15 protein-coding genes, 1 pseudogene and 1 riboswitch are annotated in these 21,451 nt (G+C 36.0%); of the genes and pseudogenes, 14 read left to right on the top strand and 2 right to left on the bottom strand.

The window, feature by feature from the left end:
- Nucleotides 1-105 precede the first annotated feature (105 nt).
- Nucleotides 106-1,008 carry an NAD-dependent epimerase/dehydratase family protein gene (locus AC1W31_RS03295; RefSeq protein WP_481732975.1) on the bottom strand — a complete coding sequence of 301 codons (903 nt, stop codon included), beginning with the start codon at nucleotides 1,006-1,008 and terminating at the stop codon, nucleotides 106-108.
- A 333-nt stretch (nucleotides 1,009-1,341) separates the two neighbouring features.
- Between AC1W31_RS03295 and AC1W31_RS03290 the strand changes: the two genes are divergently transcribed.
- Complete coding sequence (locus AC1W31_RS03290; RefSeq protein ID WP_481732974.1) at nucleotides 1,342-1,572, top strand: hypothetical protein; 231 nt, start codon at nucleotides 1,342-1,344, stop codon at nucleotides 1,570-1,572.
- A gap of 209 nt (nucleotides 1,573-1,781) precedes the next feature.
- Here the strand turns inward: AC1W31_RS03290 and AC1W31_RS03285 are convergent, their stop codons facing one another.
- Nucleotides 1,782-4,064, bottom strand: a complete 2,283-nt coding sequence (locus tag AC1W31_RS03285) for a DUF7133 domain-containing protein (RefSeq protein ID WP_481732973.1) — start codon at nucleotides 4,062-4,064, stop codon at nucleotides 1,782-1,784.
- An 804-nt stretch (nucleotides 4,065-4,868) separates the two neighbouring features.
- On the opposite strand from AC1W31_RS03285, the gene AC1W31_RS03280 reads away from it, so the two are divergent.
- From AC1W31_RS03280 to AC1W31_RS03220, 13 genes and pseudogenes are all read left to right on the top strand, one after another.
- Nucleotides 4,869-5,648, top strand: a complete 780-nt coding sequence (locus AC1W31_RS03280; RefSeq protein WP_481732972.1) for a sugar phosphate isomerase/epimerase family protein — start codon at nucleotides 4,869-4,871, stop codon at nucleotides 5,646-5,648.
- Nucleotides 5,649-6,112: 464 nt separating this feature from the next.
- A complete protein-coding gene (locus AC1W31_RS03275) occupies nucleotides 6,113-6,940 on the top strand; it encodes an EboA domain-containing protein (protein ID WP_481732971.1) in 828 nt (275 codons plus the stop codon).
- Between the two features lie 78 nt (nucleotides 6,941-7,018).
- The gene (locus tag AC1W31_RS03270; protein WP_481732970.1) at nucleotides 7,019-8,038 is read left to right on the top strand and encodes a TatD family hydrolase; all 1,020 of its coding nucleotides are present in this window, start codon (nucleotides 7,019-7,021) and stop codon (nucleotides 8,036-8,038) included.
- 5 nt (nucleotides 8,039-8,043) lie between these two features.
- Nucleotides 8,044-8,919, top strand: a complete 876-nt coding sequence (gene eboC / locus AC1W31_RS03265) for a UbiA-like protein EboC (protein ID WP_481732969.1) — start codon at nucleotides 8,044-8,046, stop codon at nucleotides 8,917-8,919.
- Nucleotides 8,920-8,934: 15 nt separating this feature from the next.
- Nucleotides 8,935-10,077, top strand: a complete 1,143-nt coding sequence (locus tag AC1W31_RS03260) for a 3-dehydroquinate synthase (protein WP_481732968.1) — start codon at nucleotides 8,935-8,937, stop codon at nucleotides 10,075-10,077.
- 35 nt (nucleotides 10,078-10,112) lie between these two features.
- Entirely contained in the window at nucleotides 10,113-11,315 is a 1,203-nt protein-coding gene (eboE, locus tag AC1W31_RS03255; RefSeq protein ID WP_481732967.1) for a metabolite traffic protein EboE, read from the top strand.
- 39 nt (nucleotides 11,316-11,354) lie between these two features.
- Entirely contained in the window at nucleotides 11,355-12,722 is a 1,368-nt protein-coding gene (locus tag AC1W31_RS03250; protein ID WP_481732966.1) for an alkaline phosphatase family protein, read from the top strand.
- A 412-nt stretch (nucleotides 12,723-13,134) separates the two neighbouring features.
- A riboswitch (cobalamin riboswitch) is annotated at nucleotides 13,135-13,345 on the top strand.
- 170 nt (nucleotides 13,346-13,515) lie between these two features.
- Nucleotides 13,516-15,825 (top strand): annotated as a pseudogene (metE, locus tag AC1W31_RS03245) (5-methyltetrahydropteroyltriglutamate--homocysteine S-methyltransferase).
- A 413-nt stretch (nucleotides 15,826-16,238) separates the two neighbouring features.
- Nucleotides 16,239-16,775 (top strand): RNA polymerase sigma factor, encoded by a 537-nt coding sequence (locus tag AC1W31_RS03240; RefSeq protein WP_481732965.1) that lies wholly within the window; start codon nucleotides 16,239-16,241, stop codon nucleotides 16,773-16,775.
- 84 nt (nucleotides 16,776-16,859) lie between these two features.
- Nucleotides 16,860-18,062 carry a hypothetical protein gene (locus AC1W31_RS03235; RefSeq protein WP_481732964.1) on the top strand — a complete coding sequence of 401 codons (1,203 nt, stop codon included), beginning with the start codon at nucleotides 16,860-16,862 and terminating at the stop codon, nucleotides 18,060-18,062.
- Between the two features lie 273 nt (nucleotides 18,063-18,335).
- Entirely contained in the window at nucleotides 18,336-18,950 is a 615-nt protein-coding gene (locus AC1W31_RS03230; RefSeq protein WP_481732963.1) for a DedA family protein, read from the top strand.
- Between the two features lie 36 nt (nucleotides 18,951-18,986).
- Nucleotides 18,987-19,997: a glycosyltransferase family 4 protein gene (locus tag AC1W31_RS03225; RefSeq protein WP_481732962.1), complete on the top strand. Its 1,011-nt coding sequence runs from the start codon at nucleotides 18,987-18,989 to the stop codon at nucleotides 19,995-19,997.
- A 24-nt stretch (nucleotides 19,998-20,021) separates the two neighbouring features.
- A complete protein-coding gene (locus tag AC1W31_RS03220; RefSeq protein ID WP_481732961.1) occupies nucleotides 20,022-21,251 on the top strand; it encodes a BamA/TamA family outer membrane protein in 1,230 nt (409 codons plus the stop codon).
- Nucleotides 21,252-21,451: the final 200 nt, after the last annotated feature.

The raw sequence follows: 21,451 nt of genomic DNA, 5'->3' as shown, positions 1-21,451 counted from the left end.
TTCGAAAAATACCAAGCAAAGTATTTATATGTCCCTTATTGAGTTTATTGTTCCCAAGACTCTTTTTTATTAATTTAGGTCTCACTTCGTTTGCCGAATCTTTACTTAATTTATTTTTACGTACTTCCGCCAGTTATGTTGTTCTCTGAAGCCCAAAACTTCACGAATTTTGCGATTTGAAAACAAGGCTTCATACTCGCCTAATTCTCGAATTATTGGCACATGAGGAAAGAACTTTTCAGCTAATTCTTTACTGGGAAGAATGGCCCCATTATCATTATTTCCAGCATTGAAAACTTGATAACCAAGTCCGTCTTTTTCTAAACATAAATCAACAATTTGTCCCAGGTCACGTGCATCTATGTAACAGAAAGCATTCCTGCGTCGAACCTCAGGATTTTTAAAATAATAGGGAAACAGTTCAGCGTATTCATGGGGTTCAATTACATTTCCGATACGAAGAGCATAGATATCAAAGCCTGACCGTCGCTGGAAACTCCGGGCTGTTTTTTCATTTACGACTTTCGATAATCCGTAGCTATCCATCGGATCAACGTCATAATCTTCCTCAAGCGGTAATGATTTTGGATCGGTTTTACCATCTGAAAAACAGATACCGTAAGTGGTCTCTGACGAAGCAATAACAATCTTTTTAATCCCGAGTTTAACAGCCGCTTCAATTACGTTGTAGGTACCTATGGTGTTGACCCGAAAAGTTTCATTGTCAGGTTTGATTAAGATTCTGGGTACGGCGGCAAAATGCACTACAGCATCAAATTTTGGTACGCCAGTACCTGCCTCCAATTCTTCTAACCCAGCATACGAACTCATGGCGTTAAATACTTGTCCAGAATCAGTAATATCCACTATCAAATTATCTACCCCTGGGTGATTTAAAGGCGTAAGGTCAATATTCAGCACCTTATGTCCTTGTTCTACGAGGTAAGCAATTACGTGCTTTCCTGCTTTTCCTGATCCTCCCGTAAAAAGTATTCGCTTTTTAGTCATTTAATATGTTGTTTAATAAAAATATTACTGGTTGCGTACCCATTGAGACCGTATTGAAGCGCAAAAGTAGCATTGATTTAGCCCAAATTTTTTTTAATTGGATAAATTTTTGGAAAAAGAACTCAAAGACAAAAGAATAGTTAAAGATGGTAGTGTTTGATAAGGCTTTAACCTGTCTGATTTGTTCTAAGTACCCGTTAATAATTTTTTTATGTTAAAATCGAAGAAATGAATTTTCCAAGATTCTCCCAATTGAGCTAAACAACGATTGACTGCATAAAGGAGTCAGCCACGAATCGTCAACCTTTGCGAAATAGGGTAAAATGTCTTTTAATGTCGCACAAAGGAGTGATAGTAAAAGAATTATATCTCTATTTTGAGGTTGTTCCTAAAACCATTTACGAATGGTTTGATTTATGGGACACAGGCGGTAAATATCCTCGGAACTTAAAGGGAGTAATCGCTGAACTCATAGAGAATTATTCTCTGAAAATAACTATAAAAATCTTAAACGATACATATAAAAAAGCTCAAATTCACATGGCGCTATTCCCCCGAACTTAATCGTATTGAGATTTTGTGGAGAAAATGAAACGGTGCGACGATTCGCTATGAGTGCTTAGAATTTAATGCTCACTTGTCACTTGATAGACTCAAAATAAATCTAAAAACAATACTTGATAACGTGGGCAATAAACTTAACATTCAATTTGTCTAATAACATATTTGCTTAGTTGCTGGTATATTTCATAGATAATTAAATTTAGAACAAGTCAATTTTTAGTCGGATTTGGGAACAGATTTTCAAAAGCCTCTATCGTCCAAGCCTCATTTACACCGGTATATTTATCTCTCAAGGCTTTCACTTCTTCTGGTTGTACAACGGCCGATTGTCTTCCTTTTGGGACTCTTATATTTGTGCCAACAAATTCATACCGGATATAGCTTAGTACCGAGGCAATCCATTCATCAGAATTTTCTTTCATAGAGGCCATTTCGCTTGGGTACGTTTTACCTTCAATTGAGCCTTTCAGACCGTGCAACAAAATCCGTATCGCAATTTCTTTGTCGGCATTAATGTGTTTGGCACCTCGAAGGGCAGGAGCTGCATTGGTCGGAAGCCCTTTGCCATCGCCCCCATGACAAGGCGAACACATTCCCTTGTAAATTTCGCTACCACCCATAATTAGTTTTCTTTCTGGCGGCGTAAAACTGGCGAGTTTCATTCCGTAAATTTTGGCATCTTCATTTTTATCGGTGCTCTTTTTTACACTCGCCAACATTTGATTGTTCTGATTTTGGGCTAAAATTTCTTGCACAATTTTCTTTGCCAATTCGTTTTTACTGGCGCCAAATGATAATAGCAATTGCGTTTTTACCTCAAAACTTTCATCATTTGCCATTTTACCTAATTGGTCAATCCATTGATTATCATTTTGTTTGATGTACCGCTCGCTAATCCAAATGGCTGCCCGTCTCATTTGCGGGTCAGTATCTTTTAATGCTACCATAAGCAAATCTTTATTGATAGCATCTAAGCCTTCGAGCGTCCATAATGCGTGTAATTTTCCTAAAGCTGTACTGTTTTTTTGACCCATTGCCATAGCTTTTAGCGGTGGCACAACCGATTTATCACCCAAAATGATGAGCTGCTTTTGTGCGTTGTCTCTCCACCAACCGTTTGGATGATCTAAATACGCAACCAAATTTTTGGCAGGAATATCTAACATTTTGGGCATCGCACTTGGTTTATAACCGTCGTGAACCAATCGCCAAATTCTACCACGCTGATTTACTTTGGCCAACCCATAATAGTCAATTTTACCCCGTAAGTAGCTTCCTTTGGGTGTCCAATTTGATTCTTGAATAATACCCCTTGCCATATCTACAATATACAAACAACCATCGGGTCCTGTGTAGGTATTGACAGGTCTAAAATAGGTGTCGCTACTGGCCACGAACTCTTGTGGCGCTTCATAAGCACTTTCAAGGTAGGTTTTGCCTTCACGATTAATGACTTTAGCTCTTCTAATAATACGAGCAACGGGTTCATTGATGATATAATCGCCTACCAAATCGGCAGGAAGTCGGTCGCCTCTGAAAATAGATTGCCCATTGGCGGAAGTAAAATGATTTAGAGTGCTATCTTTCCGAACTCTGGAAAGTCCACCTTGTACGTCAGGATTTTGAATTTTTGACCAAACAGGACTAAATTTCTCTTCGCTGTAAGCATCGTTAAATTCTAACTGTCCATACTTTGGATTGATTTGAAATCCCGAACCTGCATTTTCACCACCACCTCGACTGAAAAACAAACGACCGTAATTGTCGGAAGTTAGGCCCCACTGACCATTTGAACCCGAATGAAGCGAGTCAGCTTGTAATTTTCCATTTATATAACGGAAACGGATTGGGTCAACGGTTTGATAAATATAATTATCCATGTTCCAGACAAGTCCACTTCTTTGATGTTCCAAATTGCCTGGGGCAACTTTTCCTAAAATATAAACAGGCTTTTTAACATCCGATATACCATCACCGTTGGTATCTTTATAGCTATAAATATCGTAAGTGTCAGTTTCATTGACCAACAGTTCATGGTTTACACAAAGTAACATACGAGGCAAAATCATATCTTTAATGAACACTGAACTTTTGTCCATTTTGCCATCATTGTTGGTGTCTTCCAATAGCATTACCCTACTTTTAGGGTCTTTTGTGCCTGTGCCATCGGTATCTTGGGTATAAGTTTCCATCTGAGCGACGTACATTTTGGCATTACCATCCCAAGCAATAGCTACGGGTTCGGTAATCATGGGTTCGCTCGCCACTAATTCCACATGATAACCCTCGGGAACGATAAATTTTGTAAGACTTTGCTCGGGTGAAAGTGGCAATAATTTGAATTCAAGATTCTTAGGCACACTATCAACCTTCATTACCAAATTAGATATAAAGGAATCGGACGGAGATGTGTCCTTATTCAACGTTTGGCGTTCAGCATAAATCATTATTGCTGAGGCAAAAAGACCGTACTTTAGAATTTCGAGTTTCATTTAATGTTCTTATTTATTAATTTATTTTCAATATTTTGAATTGATAATTATTAAAGGCTCATGCACAGCATAATTTAATGGAATAGTTTATTCAACTTTAATAACATAAAGGTAATATTATATGTCAACGCTCTTAATATCAATCATTTATACGGTAATTATTTCTTCATTTATTTTTAAACTATTTTTATGCCTAAAGGAATATTTGAAAATTTGGAAGGTAATATTTTTAGAATATCTAAAACTTGAAAAAATTTGGCCTGATTATCAGGATTTAATTTAACTATTTCATGATAAAGTAAAGCATTAAAACCAGGAACCCGGGAAAGTATTTGAATCAGCTAAATCAAAAGGTTCAAGAATCAGAAAAAAGCATCTAAATCAGCTATATCATAGGTGAGAAAAATTAGTTCTCGTAAACGCAATATTTACTTAGCATAAATATTGTTTTGATTTATTAAATACTTAAATAGGGGTTTTGAGATAATTTTTATCCTATTTTAAAACGGATATTTAAAAGGATATTTTTTTGTAACTTGTTGAAAATACATAAATTACAAGCTTTGTCTTATATTAGATCCAAACGGTTAGCCCAGCACAACGCAGAATAAAAATTGTTATACGGCATAAAAAAACTAACTTTTTAAATATTATTCCGTAATTCGTGTAAATATTTTAAAGTAAATACCAAAAATTAACATTCAAAAATTAATCATGAAAATTAATTTCTTTTCCAAAATCATGATAGCAATTTTATTGCTATCAGTGAATTCAAGTCTGTTTGCCCAAAAAAAATGGGGTGGAATGACCCTATATACCGTGAGAAACGAAATGGGCAAAGACCCAAAAGCTACGCTTAAAGAAGTGGCAGATTTGGGCTATAAATACATAGAAGCCGTTGATTATAAAGATGGAAAGTTTTACAACATGACTCCTGCCGAGTTCAAAGCATACACGAAAAGTTTGGGTATTATACCGATCAGTGTACACATGGGATCTATGACTACCAGCAATGCGGACGTATTAATTGCTGATGTAAAGGCCGCTGGGTTTAAGTATTTTATCTCTCCTGTACCACCGATGGGTATGTTTAACTACGATGCAAAAGCAAAAAAACTTACTATGACTGATGATATAGAAAGGCTTGCAGGTGTTCTGGATACCATAGCACGAAAAGCGGATGCTGCTGGTTTAAAATTCTTATATCATAACCACGCATTTGAATTTGAAAAAAATAGCAAAGGAATTGTACCAATCACCTATTTGCTTGAACACCTTGATGCTAAATATGTTAATTTCCAAATGGATCTTTATTGGGTTACTAAAGCGGGCGTTGATCCAGTGAGTTTATTCCAGAAATATCCGGGCCGATTCAAAATTTGGCACGTTAAAGACATGGATGATCAGGGACGTTTTGCACCTGTTGGCAAGGGTTCTATCGATTTCGGACGTATCCTTAAAAATGCTAAACTTTCAGGCATGGAATATTATATTGTAGAGCAAGATCAAGTTTTTGATGGTCTGCTACCAATGGAAGCCATTAAAGTGAGTAGAGAAGGACTAAAAAAGTTTGGGTTTAATTAAAAATACAGAAATAAAGAAAAAGCAGAGCTCTTGTGAAGAACTCTGCTTTTTTTATAAAAAAAATAGGAACTATATACTTATTGACGCAAATAAGGTTTCCTTTATCAAGGAGACGACCACCTCAATATTTTTTTCTCAATTCATTTTACGGTTGTATACAAATGAAAAATTTCAATTCAACCATAAAATCAATCAACTTCCTACGAATCCATCTTAAAGCAATTATCCAGATAATCTCACCACAAAAAATGTAGCACCGTTAGTCGGGGCCAGCTTTTAACAATGTTTATAAAAAATAGTTGTAAAGCACTTTTTGATGTATTACACCTAAAACTCTTTACATGGTTCCGACTAAATATTTAACATCTTACTCGAATTGTATTTTTTCTGACTTAATAGTTCGATAAATTTGTAATATATTTTGTAATGTAAATAACATCAAATTTTGATGTACTCATAATACGATGACGGAGAAGCAAATAGATTTAATTTTAAAAATAATTCATGAGAATGCCAATGAAAAAGAACTGGTTTGGCTTGATTCAAAATTTACGAATATCCAATTGCTGCCCATAGCTTTTGTGGCTACTCCACGGTTTGTGGGCAAAAGAATAATCCAAAGTGATGCGATAAATATTGACGATTTAAACATTCAGTATTGGACGCTTGATAGATTGGTACGGGTTTATCTTCTATTATTATTGGAAAAATCTGCTCATGAAAATTATATTCCCCAAATTGAAACACTTTTTGATACTGCCGAAATCAATGAGTCTATTGCGCTCTTCTCAGTCTTGCCCTTGTTCAGTCAGCCCGAAAAATGGCTTCATCGTGCCACTGATGCGGTGCGTTCTAACATTGGCGATGTCTTTAATTCATTCGCTTTCGGAAATCCTTATGCCGCCAAATATTTTTCTGATTTAGCATGGAATCAATTGGTATTAAAATGTATTTTCAATGACAAGCCCATTCATTTAATCCAAGGAATTGACCGCCGTGCCAATCAGGCTTTAGCGGATATGCTCTCAGATTTTGCCCATGAACGGTGGGCGGCTGGACGTACTGTTCCCGCACAAGTTTGGCGTTTGGTCGTTAATTATTTGAATGAACGTATTTTAGAGGATATGACTACCTTATTTTTAAGCAATGACATCCATAATAAATTGGCGGCAACATTGGTTTGCTCGCATTCATTATCAGGAAATGATTTACTACTGAAATATCCCTTAGATAATCAAGAATTGACGTTGGTAAAGAATGGTTGGAAATATTTAGAAGATATTCAAAGCTAATTTATCATACAAAAAAGGGCAGAAAATCACATTTATATCATCAACTTTGACGATACAACAGCTAAATTAATTTAAAATATGTGCCTTAATCACGACGAAATAAAACAGAATCCTTCGCACTTTCAAGAGGCTGAAACGGCAATTGCTCTTTCTAATACAGAATACGGTAATTATAAAGATTTGATTTCGGGTATGAAATTTTTCGACCCGCATATTCACATGACTTCCCGCACTACCGACGATTATCAGGCTTTGGCTGATGCTGGCGTAGTCGCCATCATTGAACCCGCTTTTTGGCTCGGTCAGCCCCGAACGGGTTTAGCAAGTTTCAAAGATTATTACAGTAGCTTGGTTGGTTGGGAACGTTTTCGTTCTTCGCAATTTGGCATAAAACATTACTGCACCATCGGACTGAATTCTCGTGAAGCTAATAATGAAGCTTTGGCAGAACAAGTGATGGAAATTTTGCCTTTATATTTATTAAAAGAAGGCGTTGTTGGTGTGGGCGAAATCGGTTTTGACGACCAAACAGCGGCGGAAGAAAAATATTATCGTTTACAATTGGAGTTGGCCAAAGAAATGAATTTGCCTGTGCAAGTTCACACGCCTCACCGTGATAAGAAAAAGGGAACGGAAAGAAGTATGGCAATTGCTTTAGAACATGGCATTGACCCTAAAATGGTAATTATTGACCATAACAATGAAGAAACCGTAAAATCGGTGCTTGACCAAGGTTTTTACGCCGCTTTTACCATTTATCCATTCACAAAAATGGGCAACGAACGCATGGTAGAAGTCGTTAAACAATATGGTTCTGAGAGAATTATGATAAATTCTGCGGCAGATTGGGGTATTAGCGACCCATTGGCTATTCCGAAAACGGCAGCATTGATGAAAATAAAAGGCATTGCTAAGGAAGATATTCGTTTGGTAACCTATCAAAATGCCATTGATGCTTTTGCTCAAAGTGGACAAATAAATGTGGCGGATTTTGAAGCACCTATCACCATCGACCAAACGCAAAAATTTAACGGAAATACAATTCTGAGAGGCGGACAACAACCAAGAATTGACAAAGATGCGATTGTAATTCGTTAAAAAACATGAAATATTACTTACAACTAATGCGACCAGCCAATCTGGTGACGGCAATTGCGGATATTCTGGCGGGTTTATCTCTGGCAAAATTTATATTTTCGACCGATACTTTATCTATCCAAACGATTATTTTACTGAGTGTTTCAACGGTTGGTTTATACGGCGGTGGTGTTGTTTTTAATGATGTTTTTGATGCCGAATTAGATGCCATCGAACGTCCAGAAAGAGCCATTCCGAGTGGGAAAGTTTCTAAACAAAATGCGACTATTTTAGGATTCTTATTACTGGCAATCGGTATATTTTGTGCCTCAATGGTCAGTTTTGAAAGTATGATTATTGCTTTTTCGGTAGCAGTTTTGGCTTTAGTTTACGACAAATTTGGGAAGCATCACGCCTTTTTTGGACCCATCAACATGGGGCTTTGTCGGGGTGGAAATCTACTTTTGGGCATGAGTGTGATGATTTCATCTTTACACCAATTTTGGTGGATTGGCATTATTCCAGTTTTGTACATTGCCGCAATCACCATGATTAGTCGAGGTGAAGTACACGGAGGCAATCGGTCAATTTTATATTTTGCAGGATTTTTATACATCATTGTGAGTATTTCTCAAATTGTTATGTCTTATCAATTCGGGAATTTATTCATCACCCTTCCCTTTGTATTTTTGCACATCTTTCTAATTTTCAATCCCTTAATAGTTGCCATTAAAAACCCGATTGGACCCAATATTGGCAAGGCAGTAAAAGCTGGAGTATTGGCATTAATCGTAATGGATGCCGCTTGGGTAAGCGTTTCAGGCAACTATCCTGTGGCCATCGGTGTTTTATTGTTATTACCATTATCCATCAAAATCGCAAAAATGTTTGCGGTGACGTAATTTAAAATATAAACAATGAATCAAATTCAACAGTCGTTTCAAGTGCCATTTTCGTACAATATCATTTTTACGGAAAATATGTTTTCCCTTGAAAATCAGACTTTTATAAACTTTTTGAAAAACTACGGAAACACTAATTTTCGCAAGAAAATATTATTTTTAATTGATGCAGGAGTAGCTGAAAATCACACATATTTACCCGAAGCCATTAAAAATTATTTTGCCAACGAAGAATCAATGTCGCTGGCTTCTGAAATCTTGGTTATTCCGGGAGGCGAGCAAGTAAAAAATGACCCTAAATTTTTAGATGAAATTTTGCAAGCCATTGATAATCATGGCATTGACCGTCATTCCTTCGTTGTGGCGATTGGTGGTGGGGCATTTTTGGATGTTACCGGATATGCCTCAGCAATTGCTCATCGTGGGGTAAAACACATCAGAATTCCAAGTACGGTTCTTTCACAAAATGACTCGGGCGTTGGGGTAAAAAATGGCATTAATTTCTTTGGAAAAAAGAACTTTTTAGGCACATTTGCTCCGCCAATTGCCGTTTTTAATGATGCGAATTTCTTACGAACACTCAGTGATAGAGACTGGCGTTCGGGCATTTCAGAGGCCATAAAAGTGGCTCTCATTAAAGATTTAGCCTTTTTTGAATGGTTAGAAATTAATGCTGAGGCGATGGCAAAACGGGATGAATCGGTGATGTACTACCAAATTTTTAGAAGTGCCGAGTTACACGTTCAGCATATTTCAAGTGGTGACCCCTTTGAATTAGGTTCGGCTCGTCCATTGGATTTTGGACATTGGGCAGCTCATAAATTGGAATATTTGACCAATTTTGAGATTCGTCACGGAGAAGCCGTAGCCATCGGAATTGCTCTTGATTCAGTTTATTCGCATTTAAAAGGACAAATTTCGGAAGAAGAACTTCATCGAATTATCAAATTATTGAAAACCCTCGGATTTGAAATTTATCATCCTGCTTTAGCTGACAACGATAAAATAAATCTCTGGAAAGGGCTCAATGAATTTAGAGAACATTTGGGCGGAGAATTGACGATAACGCTTTTGGAGGCTTTAGGAAAAGGCGTAGAAGTCCACGAAATTGACTTTGAATTAATGAAAAAATCAGTCGATATTTTAAGCATATCGTAAGAAAAATTCCCCCACTTATATTTTAATCAATTCCCATGCAAACTCCTTTCGGACAATTAACGTATTGCAGCAACATTCATACCGGCGAAGATTGGCAACATCATTTTTCGGTATTACAAGAAAATATTCCTTCGATAAAAAAGAATATTTGTCCCGACAAACCCTTCGGCATTGGGCTTAGACTGGCAAATCAGGCGAGTATTGATTTGTCTGAACCGCAAAATTTGCAAAATTTTCAACAATGGTTAATAGATAATGATTGCTACGTTTTCACGATGAACGGATTTCCTTACGGTGGTTTTCATGATGTGGTGGTAAAAGATAATGTTCACGCTCCCGATTGGACAAGTACAGAACGAGTAGATTATACCATCAGAATGTTCCGTTTATTAGCTCAAATCTTACCAAATCAATTGACAGAAGGCGGTATTTCAACATCTCCACTATCGTATCGTTTTTGGTGGAAAGATGAACAAAGTTTAGCCAATGCCGTTCAAATTGCAACGCAAAATATGTTGTTAGTCGTGGACGAATTGATGAAAATTGCGGAAGAAACAGGTAAAATATTACACCTTGATATAGAACCAGAACCCGATGGAATTTTAGAAAATTCAGTAGAATTTATCGACTGGTATCAAAATGTTTTAATGCCGCAGGCTATCGAACATTTTGCTCAAAAGTCGATCTCTGCCAAATCAGCTAAAGAAATCATCAATACGCATATTCAATTGTGCTATGATATTTGTCATTTTGGGGTGAGTTACGAAGAACCACAACCTGCCATCGACCAATTAAATACTTTAGGAATTAAGGTTGGCAAAATACAGATAAGCTCAGCCATTAAAGTAGATTTTACGACTGATGCAGTCGCTAAATTAAAAGGCATTGCTCAATACGATGAACCAACGTATTTACACCAAGTTGTTGCCCTTCGTACTGATGGAAAATTTGATAAATATCCCGATTTAAAACAAGCCATTGATAGTTTTGAAGACGGAAAACATACCCAGTGGCGAGTGCATTTTCACGTACCATTATTCTTGGAAACGTATGGATTATTGAGTTCAACGCAATCAGAAATTGTTAAAACCTTAGCGATTCAAAAAGCAACGCCTTTTACCAATCATTTAGAAATAGAAACTTACACGTGGGGCGTTTTACCTGCCTCGGTGCAAGTTCCGCTGAATGAATCTATTATCCGTGAAATTGCTTGGGTACAAAGTATTTTGGCTCAGTAATATAGACAATCAGTCTGTGGTACTTAACTCATCAACATTATGCAAAAAACAGTAGTCATTGATATCGTAGGACTTAGTACAAGCCTGATTGGCGAACACACGCCTTTTTTGAAAAAATACCTTTCAGAACATCATTTAACGCATATTATGCCCGTTTTTCCTGCCGTAACCACCACGGCTCAAAGTTGTTATGTGACTGGGAAATTCCCCGACACGCATGGAATTGTGGGGAATGGATGGTATGACCGTGATGATAGTGAAGTGAAGTTTTGGAAGCAGTCTAATAAATTAGTGAAAGCCGATAAAATTTGGGAAGCCGCCAAAAAGAACAACCCGAAGTTTACGTGTTCCAAAATGTTTTGGTGGTATAATATGTATTCTTCAGCTGATTTTAGCGTAACTCCTCGCCCACAATATCACGCTGATGGTGTAAAAGCGCCCGATTGTTACTCACAACCCCCAGATTTACGGTATAAACTTCAAGCCGCATTAGGTACATTTCCCCTTTTTAGTTTTTGGGGACCCAATGCCAACATCAAATCTTCCAAGTGGATTGCTGATGCTTCAATTTGGGTGGATAAAGCCGAAGACCCCACTTTGTCGCTCATTTATTTGCCCCATTTAGATTATTGTTTGCAAAAATTTGGCGTTGATTTTTCAAAAATCAGTAAAGAATTAGGCGAAATTGACAAATTGGTTGAAGAGTTAGTAAGCCATTATAAAAGCACGGGGGCAAACATTATTTTACTGTCGGAATACGGAATTAATAATGTCAGTCGCCCAATTCATATTAATCGAATTTTAAGAGAAAATGGTTTAATTTCAATCAGAATTGAGCAAGGTTTGGAGTTACTGGATGCTGGAATTTCTAAAGCATTTGCAACCGCCGACCACCAAATTGCCCATATTTATTTTAATGATTTATCTGAAAAAGAGCGAGTTAAAACCATTTTAGAAAATACCGAAGGAATTGCTTTGGTGTTGGACGAAGAAGGAAAAAAAGAACATCATCTCGACCATGAACGTTCGGGAGATTTAGTTGTGATGGCAGAACCAGACGCTTGGTTTACCTATTATTATTGGCTTGATGATGCAAAAGCTCCCGATTTTGCAAGATTGGTGGATATTCATAAAAAGCCAGGTTATGACCCCGTGGAAATGTTTATGAATCCAAAAAATCCATTCATAAAACTAAGAGCTGCTTATAAATTAGCTCGTAAACTATTGGGATTTAGATATTTAATGGATGTAATTCCTTTGGATGCTACGTTGGTAAAAGGTTCTCACGGAGGAACATTAGCGGGTAAAGAATTTTATCCAGTGTTAATTTCTGACCAAAAAATTTCGGATAAAGATATTTTGGCAACCGATGTTTATGATGTTATTTGGAACTCTATTTTTGGGTAAATATTTTAAATAATATAGAGATTTATTTTTAAATTGGTGAAATATTTGCCGAGTAAGATATAAACACAGCAATAATACAGAAGAATTTATATAGGTTTTAGAAGTACCAAGCGTGTCTTAATAAAGCCAAAATATTTTTATCAGTCAAAAGCAAGCTGCAAAGGCTTGTCTTTGAGATTTTAATAATCCTTGCTTTCTTTTAAACCTAAAATAAAAGGGAACACTATTATCGGTCAATATTTTACGCACTTTCGCAGTCGAAGAAGTTAAAAATTTTAATACTCTTCTAATCGTCACTCTCAGATAATATATCTATTTTTTATTTTAGATATAATAACCAAAATATTATCAATTAGTAGATTTTCTATTATTATAAGACTCAGCCTATTACCTTTGTAATGTTTCAAAAATACCCGTCAATCGGATAGTTGGTTTTTGCTAAAAGGGAACTTTTAGATAAAATTAAAAAGGAATCGTGTGTGAATCACGAACAGTCGTGCTACTGTATTTAACCGTTTCAAACTGAAACAAGTCAATCCCCACGTTGCCCATTGTTCTAACAGAATGAGAAGGGCGGGAAAGATGTTATAAGTCAGGAGACTTGCCTTCTATCTCAATGATTACACGCTCACGAAAAGGGTGTAAGCCACGTATTAAACTAATTTTATTTCATCGAATCGTATAAAAGAGTATTTGCTTTTTAAGTATATGCCCTGTTAGAGAATTCGTGTGCGTACAGCTTTTGAAGGACGGTTTGGGTGTCTTGAGTTTTTTCATTTAAAACAAAAAGACAATGATTACTCACAATTTAGGTTATCCACGAATTGGTAGCCAAAGAGAATTAAAAAAAGGATTAGAACAATTTTGGGCGGGCAAAATCTCCCAAGATGAGTTGCAAAAGATTGGGCGCAAGATTCGCCACCAAAATTGGCAAATGCAAATTGACGCAGGTTTGACGTTGATTCCTTCCAATGATTTTTCATTTTATGACCACGTGCTTGACACCGCCTTGATGGTTGGAGCAATTCCTGAAAGATATCAGGTGGTAGTAAATAGCCAAAACAGTTCAGAAACGGATGTATATTTTGCAATGGCAAGGGGATTACAGACGGCAGAAGCGGATATTGGTGCGATGGAAATGACCAAATGGTTTGATACCAATTATCATTACATTGTTCCAGAGTTTACTGAAAATCAGGTATTTACTCGTTATTCAGATAAAATAATTCATGATTTTGAAGATGCTAAACAATTGGGCATCATTTCCAAACCAGTATTAGTTGGCCCCGTTACTTTTCTACTATTAGGAAAAGAAAAAGCATCTGGATTCGATAGAATTGATTTATTGGATAAAATTCTTCCAATCTACGTTGAAATATTGCAAGAATTGGCGCATAAAGGAGCTACATGGGTGCAAATTGATGAACCGTATTTATCCTTGGATTTGTCCGAAAATGAAAAAGTCGCTTTCCAAAAAGCCTATCAAACCATCAAAGAAAATGTGCCTTCGTTGAAGATTCTTCTGGCTACGTATTTTGAATGTACTGGCGATAATATCAACTTGGCGACCACTCTTCCAATCGACTGTTTACACATAGATTTAGTGCGTTGTCCTGCACAATTAGGCGATATTTTAGAAATCTATCATTTTGTAAAATCAGACAAAATATTGTCATTAGGCATTGTGGATGGACGAAATATTTGGAAAACGGATTTTAAAATAGCTTTAGATTTTATTCAAAAAGCCGTTAAAACCTTCGCTGAGGATAGAATAATGATTGCCCCTTCGTGTTCGCTTTTACATTCGCCTTGTGATTTGGAATTAGAGAAAAATAAAGACGTTTTAACCCTTGAAATTAAAAGTTGGTTAGCGTTTGGCAAGCAAAAATTGGCTGAAATTGTCACCTTAGAAAGGCTTTCAAATTCACAATACGATTTATCTATTACCTTAGAATTTGCCGAAAATCAAAGAGCGATTGAGAAAAGAAAAACATCCTTGTTGATTCATAAACCGCTGGTAAAACAACGAGTTGGAGCGATTACGGAACAAGATTCTCAAAGAAAAAATCCTTTCTATATCCGTCAAAAATTGCAATTGGAAGCATTAAAATTGCCTATTTTTCCAACCACAACCATTGGCTCATTTCCACAGACAGACGAAGTGCGTAAACTCAGAGCGAATTTAAAGAAAGGTATTATTTCGCAAATAGAATACGATGATTTTATTGAAAAAGAAATTGAAAGCTCAATTGTATGGCAGGAGAAAATTGGCTTAGATGTATTGGTTCACGGTGAATTTGAACGCAATGATATGGTTGAGTATTTCGGAGAACAATTATCGGGTTATGTATTTACACAAAATGGTTGGGTTCAAAGTTATGGTAGTCGTTGTGTAAAACCTCCCATTATTTATGGTGATGTTGAACGCACTACACCCATGACGGTTCGATGGTCTAAATTTGCCCAATCAAAAACGAAAAAACCGATGAAAGGGATGCTTAGAGGACCCATTACAATTTTGCAATGGTCATTTGTTAGAGACGACCAACCACGACGGACGACTGCCTTTCAGATAGCACTTGCGATTCGGGATGAGGTAGTCGATTTAGAAAATGCAGGGATTAAAATTATCCAAATTGACGAACCAGCCATTCGTGAAGGCTTGCCACTCAGAAAAGCGGATTGGGAATAGGTTGAAGCCTTTCGCTTGAGTGCCTCACAAGTCCAAGATGTAACCCAGATTAATACACACATGTGCTATTCGGAGTTTAATGATATTATCAAGCACATTGCCGACATGGACGCAGATGTTATCACGATAGAAACTTCCCGCTCTCAAATGGAATTATTGGATGTTTTTACTAATTTTCAATATCCAAATGAAATTGGGCCAGGTGTTTATGATATTCATTCGCCAAGAGTTCCAGAGGTGAGCGAAATGGTACAATTACTTGAAAAAGCGTTAGTAAATATTCCTGCTCGTAATTTATGGGTAAACCCCGATTGCGGTTTAAAAACCCGTAAATGGGCAGAAACGCAAAAAGCTTTGAATAACATGATTTTGGCTACCCAAGAATTAAGAATAATGGTTTTGGCGGAATAAAGTAAGGTTTTTCACGGGAGACGTCTCCGATGCAGATCTCACATAATAATTTGTGGGCATAATTGAAGTAAGATGGGTTGGAAAACTATTCTACTTCAATTATACCCACAAATTATTATATGAGATACTATTTTATCGTCGTTATAAACAAACAATGATAGTCCATTTAACATTTTAAGAAAAACTGTCTTCATTTGCGATGGATATATATTATTGATTGCAATTTCTTCCTGTATTGGGACAAAATAAAATAGTACATCGTAAGTTACTGTAAAACAATAAGTTAGCCGACGTGATTTTCATCCTTTGTGTTCATAAATAACCAATTTATTGGAAGAATATTTAGGTTTTAATTAAAATTAATTTTCCCTACGCAATATGATTCAACTAATTATCGTAGTCTAAATCAAGAAATGGTAAAAGACGATTTAGTAAAAATATTGAAGCTGTGTCGTAACTATGACCCTAATGCCCAACGACAGCTTTATAACAGCTTTTATCGTTTTGGATTGTCCGTTTGTGTGCGTTATGTAGCCAATCTTGAAAATGCTCAGGAATTATTAAATGATAGTTTTTTGAAAGTTTTCACGAACATAATCAAGTATAAAGAAGATATGGTTTTTGTTACTTGGTTCAAAAAAATTATTGTTAATACCTGTATAGATTTTTTACGGAAAAGCCACCGAGAATTACCTTCCGTTGGGGTAGAGGAAGCCTCTGAAGTGAGTATAGACATGGATATTTTTGAAAAATTCACTGTGGAAGAAATTGGTAATTTAATCCAGCAATTACCACCATCGTATCGAACCATATTTAATCTTCATATTATCGAAGGTTATCCACACAAAGAAATTGCCGAAATGTTGGGAATTAATATTGGAACATCCCTTTCTAATTTGAGTCGTGCCAGAACAAAATTACAAGAATTAATGGTACTGAATGACCATTGATTAGCAACTAAGTATCATCTTATGAATAAACTAAAATTATTAATCACTCCCAATAGCAACAGAATGGTATAAAATTTACGGAAAATGAATGAACATGATTTTGACAAATTATTCGGTTCTCAATTGCCTGATTTGGCGGATAAAAACTGGAGTAAATTAGCGGGAAAGCTCGAAAGCTTCAACCTTCAGCGTAAGATTGCTAAGCTTGTTTGGGTTTTGTGGGGATTGGGTATTTTGGGCGTTTTAATGATGGCGATAACGGGCGGATTATTCTATCAAATACAGGAACATAAACAGCATTTGAAGAATTTAGAAAGTCAATTAATAGCGATTAACCAGTCAAAAATATTTAAACAAGATACTGTATATCAGAAAGTTATTTTGCGTGACACCATTTACAGAACCTCTGTTTACCATAATAAAACAATTGATGGATTTAAATTAAGGCCAAATATTTTTGTTCAAAATCAAGGGAATGAAGGGCTTTATTATGAAAAGAATTATACTGGTAATAATCAAGAAGCAACTTTAACCGAACGTAATAAATATGATGAATTACAGGCAATTAACTCAAAAAAGATGGTTTTGGAGAAGATGAGAGAAAACTGGTCAGCAATAGTGAAACCAGATTCTTTGGTGGCAGATTTTGTCAATACCTCACCTCAATTCTCTCTGATTCCATCTTCTTTAAGCGTAGGTCTGATAGGGGCGTATCAATTGCCCAATGGCGATAATTTCCAGTTGGGAGATGGCTCACAATTTGGGTTTAGAACGGTTTTAGGGTACAACAATCGAAAGGGGCAGGAAAGATGGGGAGTAGTTTTAGATTTTCTGCAAAATAATTTCTCATTTACGAATCAAGAAGCTCGTGAAGGGATTATCAATTTGCCTCAAAACCTGCCGCATCTAACGGATTCGCACGTGAGAGGGGCAGATGTAAGAAATATTTCATCGTATCAATTTGGGATGGGTTTACGTTATAATCTGATATTCAGTACCAAATTTAAGCCTTACTTTGGCCTGAGTTGGTCGACTCAATTTTCTAATATTTACGGGGTAAACTATTTTACGGAAGATAGAATCGATAAACGAGAAAGAAAATTTTATGCTCGGTATGATAATCTGTCAAGCATTACCAATATTCTTGGAACTAATATGGGGATCAATTATCAACTCTCAAACCACTTCTCAACGGGATTGGAAGTTTACTATCAGTCGCATATTTCAGACCCAATATTAACACCAAACGCTTTGGGTGCAAGACTTAGCTTAAAATGTCATTTTTAAAAACAAAAAATTTATTCAATAAAACACCAGTAATGGCATTGAGTTTAACCAATCAATTTACTTAAAATCAGAACAGTGTGGCGTGTAAATTACAAATAGTTTATGTAAAGTAGTAACAGTATTATCTTTAATTGTGGAAGGCTTTCGTGGTTGAATTTTCCCAAACAGTTAAAGATAAAGGGTTGCTTAAATGGTAGAGGGCAATGCCATCTCCGTTTTTTTTTATTTAACATAGTTTTGGGGAATACAGTAAATAAAACTAATATCCTGTTTATGAATTCTGAAATAATACAATTTATTGCCAACTACGGTTATTTTGCCTTGTTCTTACTTATTTTTAGTCAGGAAATAGGCATCCCAAACCCGATTCCAAACGAGCTTGTTTTGGTCTATGCAGGCTATCTGTGTTCGGAAGGAACACTTAAATTTCCATTGGTCATACTCGCAGCCGTTGATGCCGATTTTTTAGGAACTAATATTCTCTATTTTGTTTTTTATTTCTTCGGAAAACAGATACTTAAACACAAACCGAAATGGTTACCAATTTCTGAAACAGCTATCAATAGAGCTTCTCAAAGGGTCTCTAAGGGGGGTATTTGGGCAATTTGGGTTGGAAGAATTACCCCTTTTATTCGTGGCTACACTTCAATTATTGCTGGAATTTTACACATTAAACCTAAGAAATTTTTACCCATTGCACTGATTTCAGCCTTTGTTTGGTCTGGAATCTGTGTATCAGTCGGTAAATTAATGGGTAATAATTTGTCAATGATTACCTCATATTTTACCAACTTTAAATACCTAATACTGTTATTAATCACGTTCTTATTTAGTTATTTAACCATAAGATATTATCAAAAATCAAAGTCATTCCCTAAAATAAAGTAACTTTATAAGTCAATATTTAAACCTAAATTTTATACCATGATGAAAATTAACCTTTGTTCCGAAACCGAATTGTATAATATTCATGGTGAAGGCGTAAGTACTTCATTCTCAACTTGTTTAGAACTTTTACAGGAATCAAACGACATTGAGGTTGTCGTCAATAATCACGGTAAAGGGGACATAATGCACTGTCACACGTATGGACCCTACTATTTTCTAAGAGGATTAAGATATAAAGGAAAAAGAATTCATACTTCGCACGTAATTCCCGATTCGGCAAAAGGAACATTTCCAGGTTGGAAATTTCTGATGCCATTTTTTCGATGGTATATGAAACGAGTTTATGCGTATTCGGATGTTTGCATCGCCATTAGTCCAATGGTTGAACAAGCCATCAAAGATTTAAAAGTTGATACAAAAATTGTCAGCATTTATAATCCAATCTTGCTTGAAACATGGAAAAGAACGCCTGAATTAAGAGCCAAAGGAAGAGCAATCTTAGGACTTAAAGAAGGTGATTTTTGCGTTTTGGGGGTTGGACAATTAGAAAACAGAAAAGGGTGTGCAGATTTTGTAGAAATTGGGAAGCAAGTTCCCGATGCTCAATTTCGTTGGATCGGAGGCAGGCCTTTTGGGATTTATACCGATGGATATTGGCACATAAATCATCAAATTGACGGTGCTTCAGACAATATCAAATTTGCGGGAATCTTTCCTTTGGAAGTAATGCCATGTTTATACGCCGCCGCCGATATGTTTATTTTTCCATCTTATCAAGAAAATTGCCCATTGGCGCCCATTGAAGCTGCTGCCTCTGGAATGCCCGTAATTTTCCGAAATTTGGCAGAATACAAACTGCTCTACAAAAATAATTACTTAAATGCTGATGATAATGAAGGATTTGTAAAATGGATTAATGTAATGATGAAAAATGAAATTACCTATAAACTGGGGGTCGATACTTCGTTAAAACTGATTTCCCAATTTGATAAAAATGAAATCCGTAAACAGCTGATTGAGCTCTATACAACCTTGAACAATAAATAATTTGAGTAACAAAACCCAAAGGATTTGAATCGTAAAATCTTATTTTTCATACTTGCCTATTTTTTTAACATCTATCCAAACTACCTATTTGGACGGATTTTAACGAGTGACACTCTTAAAATTACCCAAAAGTTTATTGAACAAAAGGACATTGGGGATTATTTCAAAGTAATTTTCAAGGGAAATCCTCTAAGTAAAAAGGATTCGGTCAAAAAAAATGTTTTAGGACCTTTTTATACCCCAATTGTATATCCTGGGTATTCTTTAGTGACCGGTGGGTTGATTGCAATGGCAAATAATATCTCATTTTATACCCATCCCGGTTCTGAGGCAAAAATCTCCACGATTCTAACCGATAATGTCTATACGCAATACAAACAATCTATCAATATTATTCGCTCAAATTTATGGCTCAATCACGAAAAATTGAACTTATTAGGGGATTGGCGTTATTATAAATTTCCGACAAATACTTTTGGTTTAGGGAGCAAAACATCATTTAATGATGCCAATGCGGTGGATTACTCTCAATTAAGGATTTTTGAAGTAGTGTTGAAACAAGTTTCTAACAATATACAAATGGGTCTTGGGTATAGTTTAGATTATCACTGGAATATTTCGGAAACCAACAATCCAATTAAAAGCAATACTGACCTTGATAAATACGGTTTTAGTAACAAGTCGGTATCGTCTGGAATCACTTTCAATTTTCAATTTGATAACCGTTTGAATAGCAATAATCCATCGAAAGGCTCGCTGATTAACCTACAATTCAAAGAAAATTTGAAAGCTTTGGGGAGTGATAGTAACTGGCAAGGAGCAACATTTGATTTACGTCATTATATCCCTTTGTCCGAAAAATCTGAAAATCGTTTGGCTTTTTGGAGTTACACAGTGCTTACCTTGGGAGGGAAACCTCCGTATTTTGATTTACCAAGCACGGGCTGGGATACTTTCAATAATACCGCCAGAGGATATGTTGAAGGGAGGTTTAGGGGTTTAAATTGGCTATACGTAGAATCTGAATACCGATTTGACCTTCTAAAAAATGGGTTCTTAGGGGGAGTATTTTTTACCAATGCCTCAACGCTTTCAGAATATTCATCCAATAAATTTGAAAAGATTAACTTTGGATACGGTACAGGTCTGAGAATCAAAGTCAATAAACTTTCCAACACTAATTTAACCATCGATTATGGTTTCGGACAGAATGGTTCAAAAGGTTTTGCATTCGGCTTGAATGAAATTTTTTAAAAATACGAAAAGGAGTGGTTCAAAAAAAGTGGGTAAATTATTTTTAGTACAAGTTAAGAGTTCAATTGAATGGATGTGAATATTCAGGATATAAATAGAAAAGCCGAGACCATAAATCTCGGCATTTGCTTTATTACACCAATATGAAAATCCTTTCGGACTTACTCTCTGCAAAAAGAAGAGAGTGACACCTCTGGGAA

This window comes from Arcicella sp. (assembly GCF_964672035.1).
The sequence above is the reverse complement of the archived record's forward strand: the minus strand, read 5'-3'. Positions and strand labels throughout refer to the sequence as shown.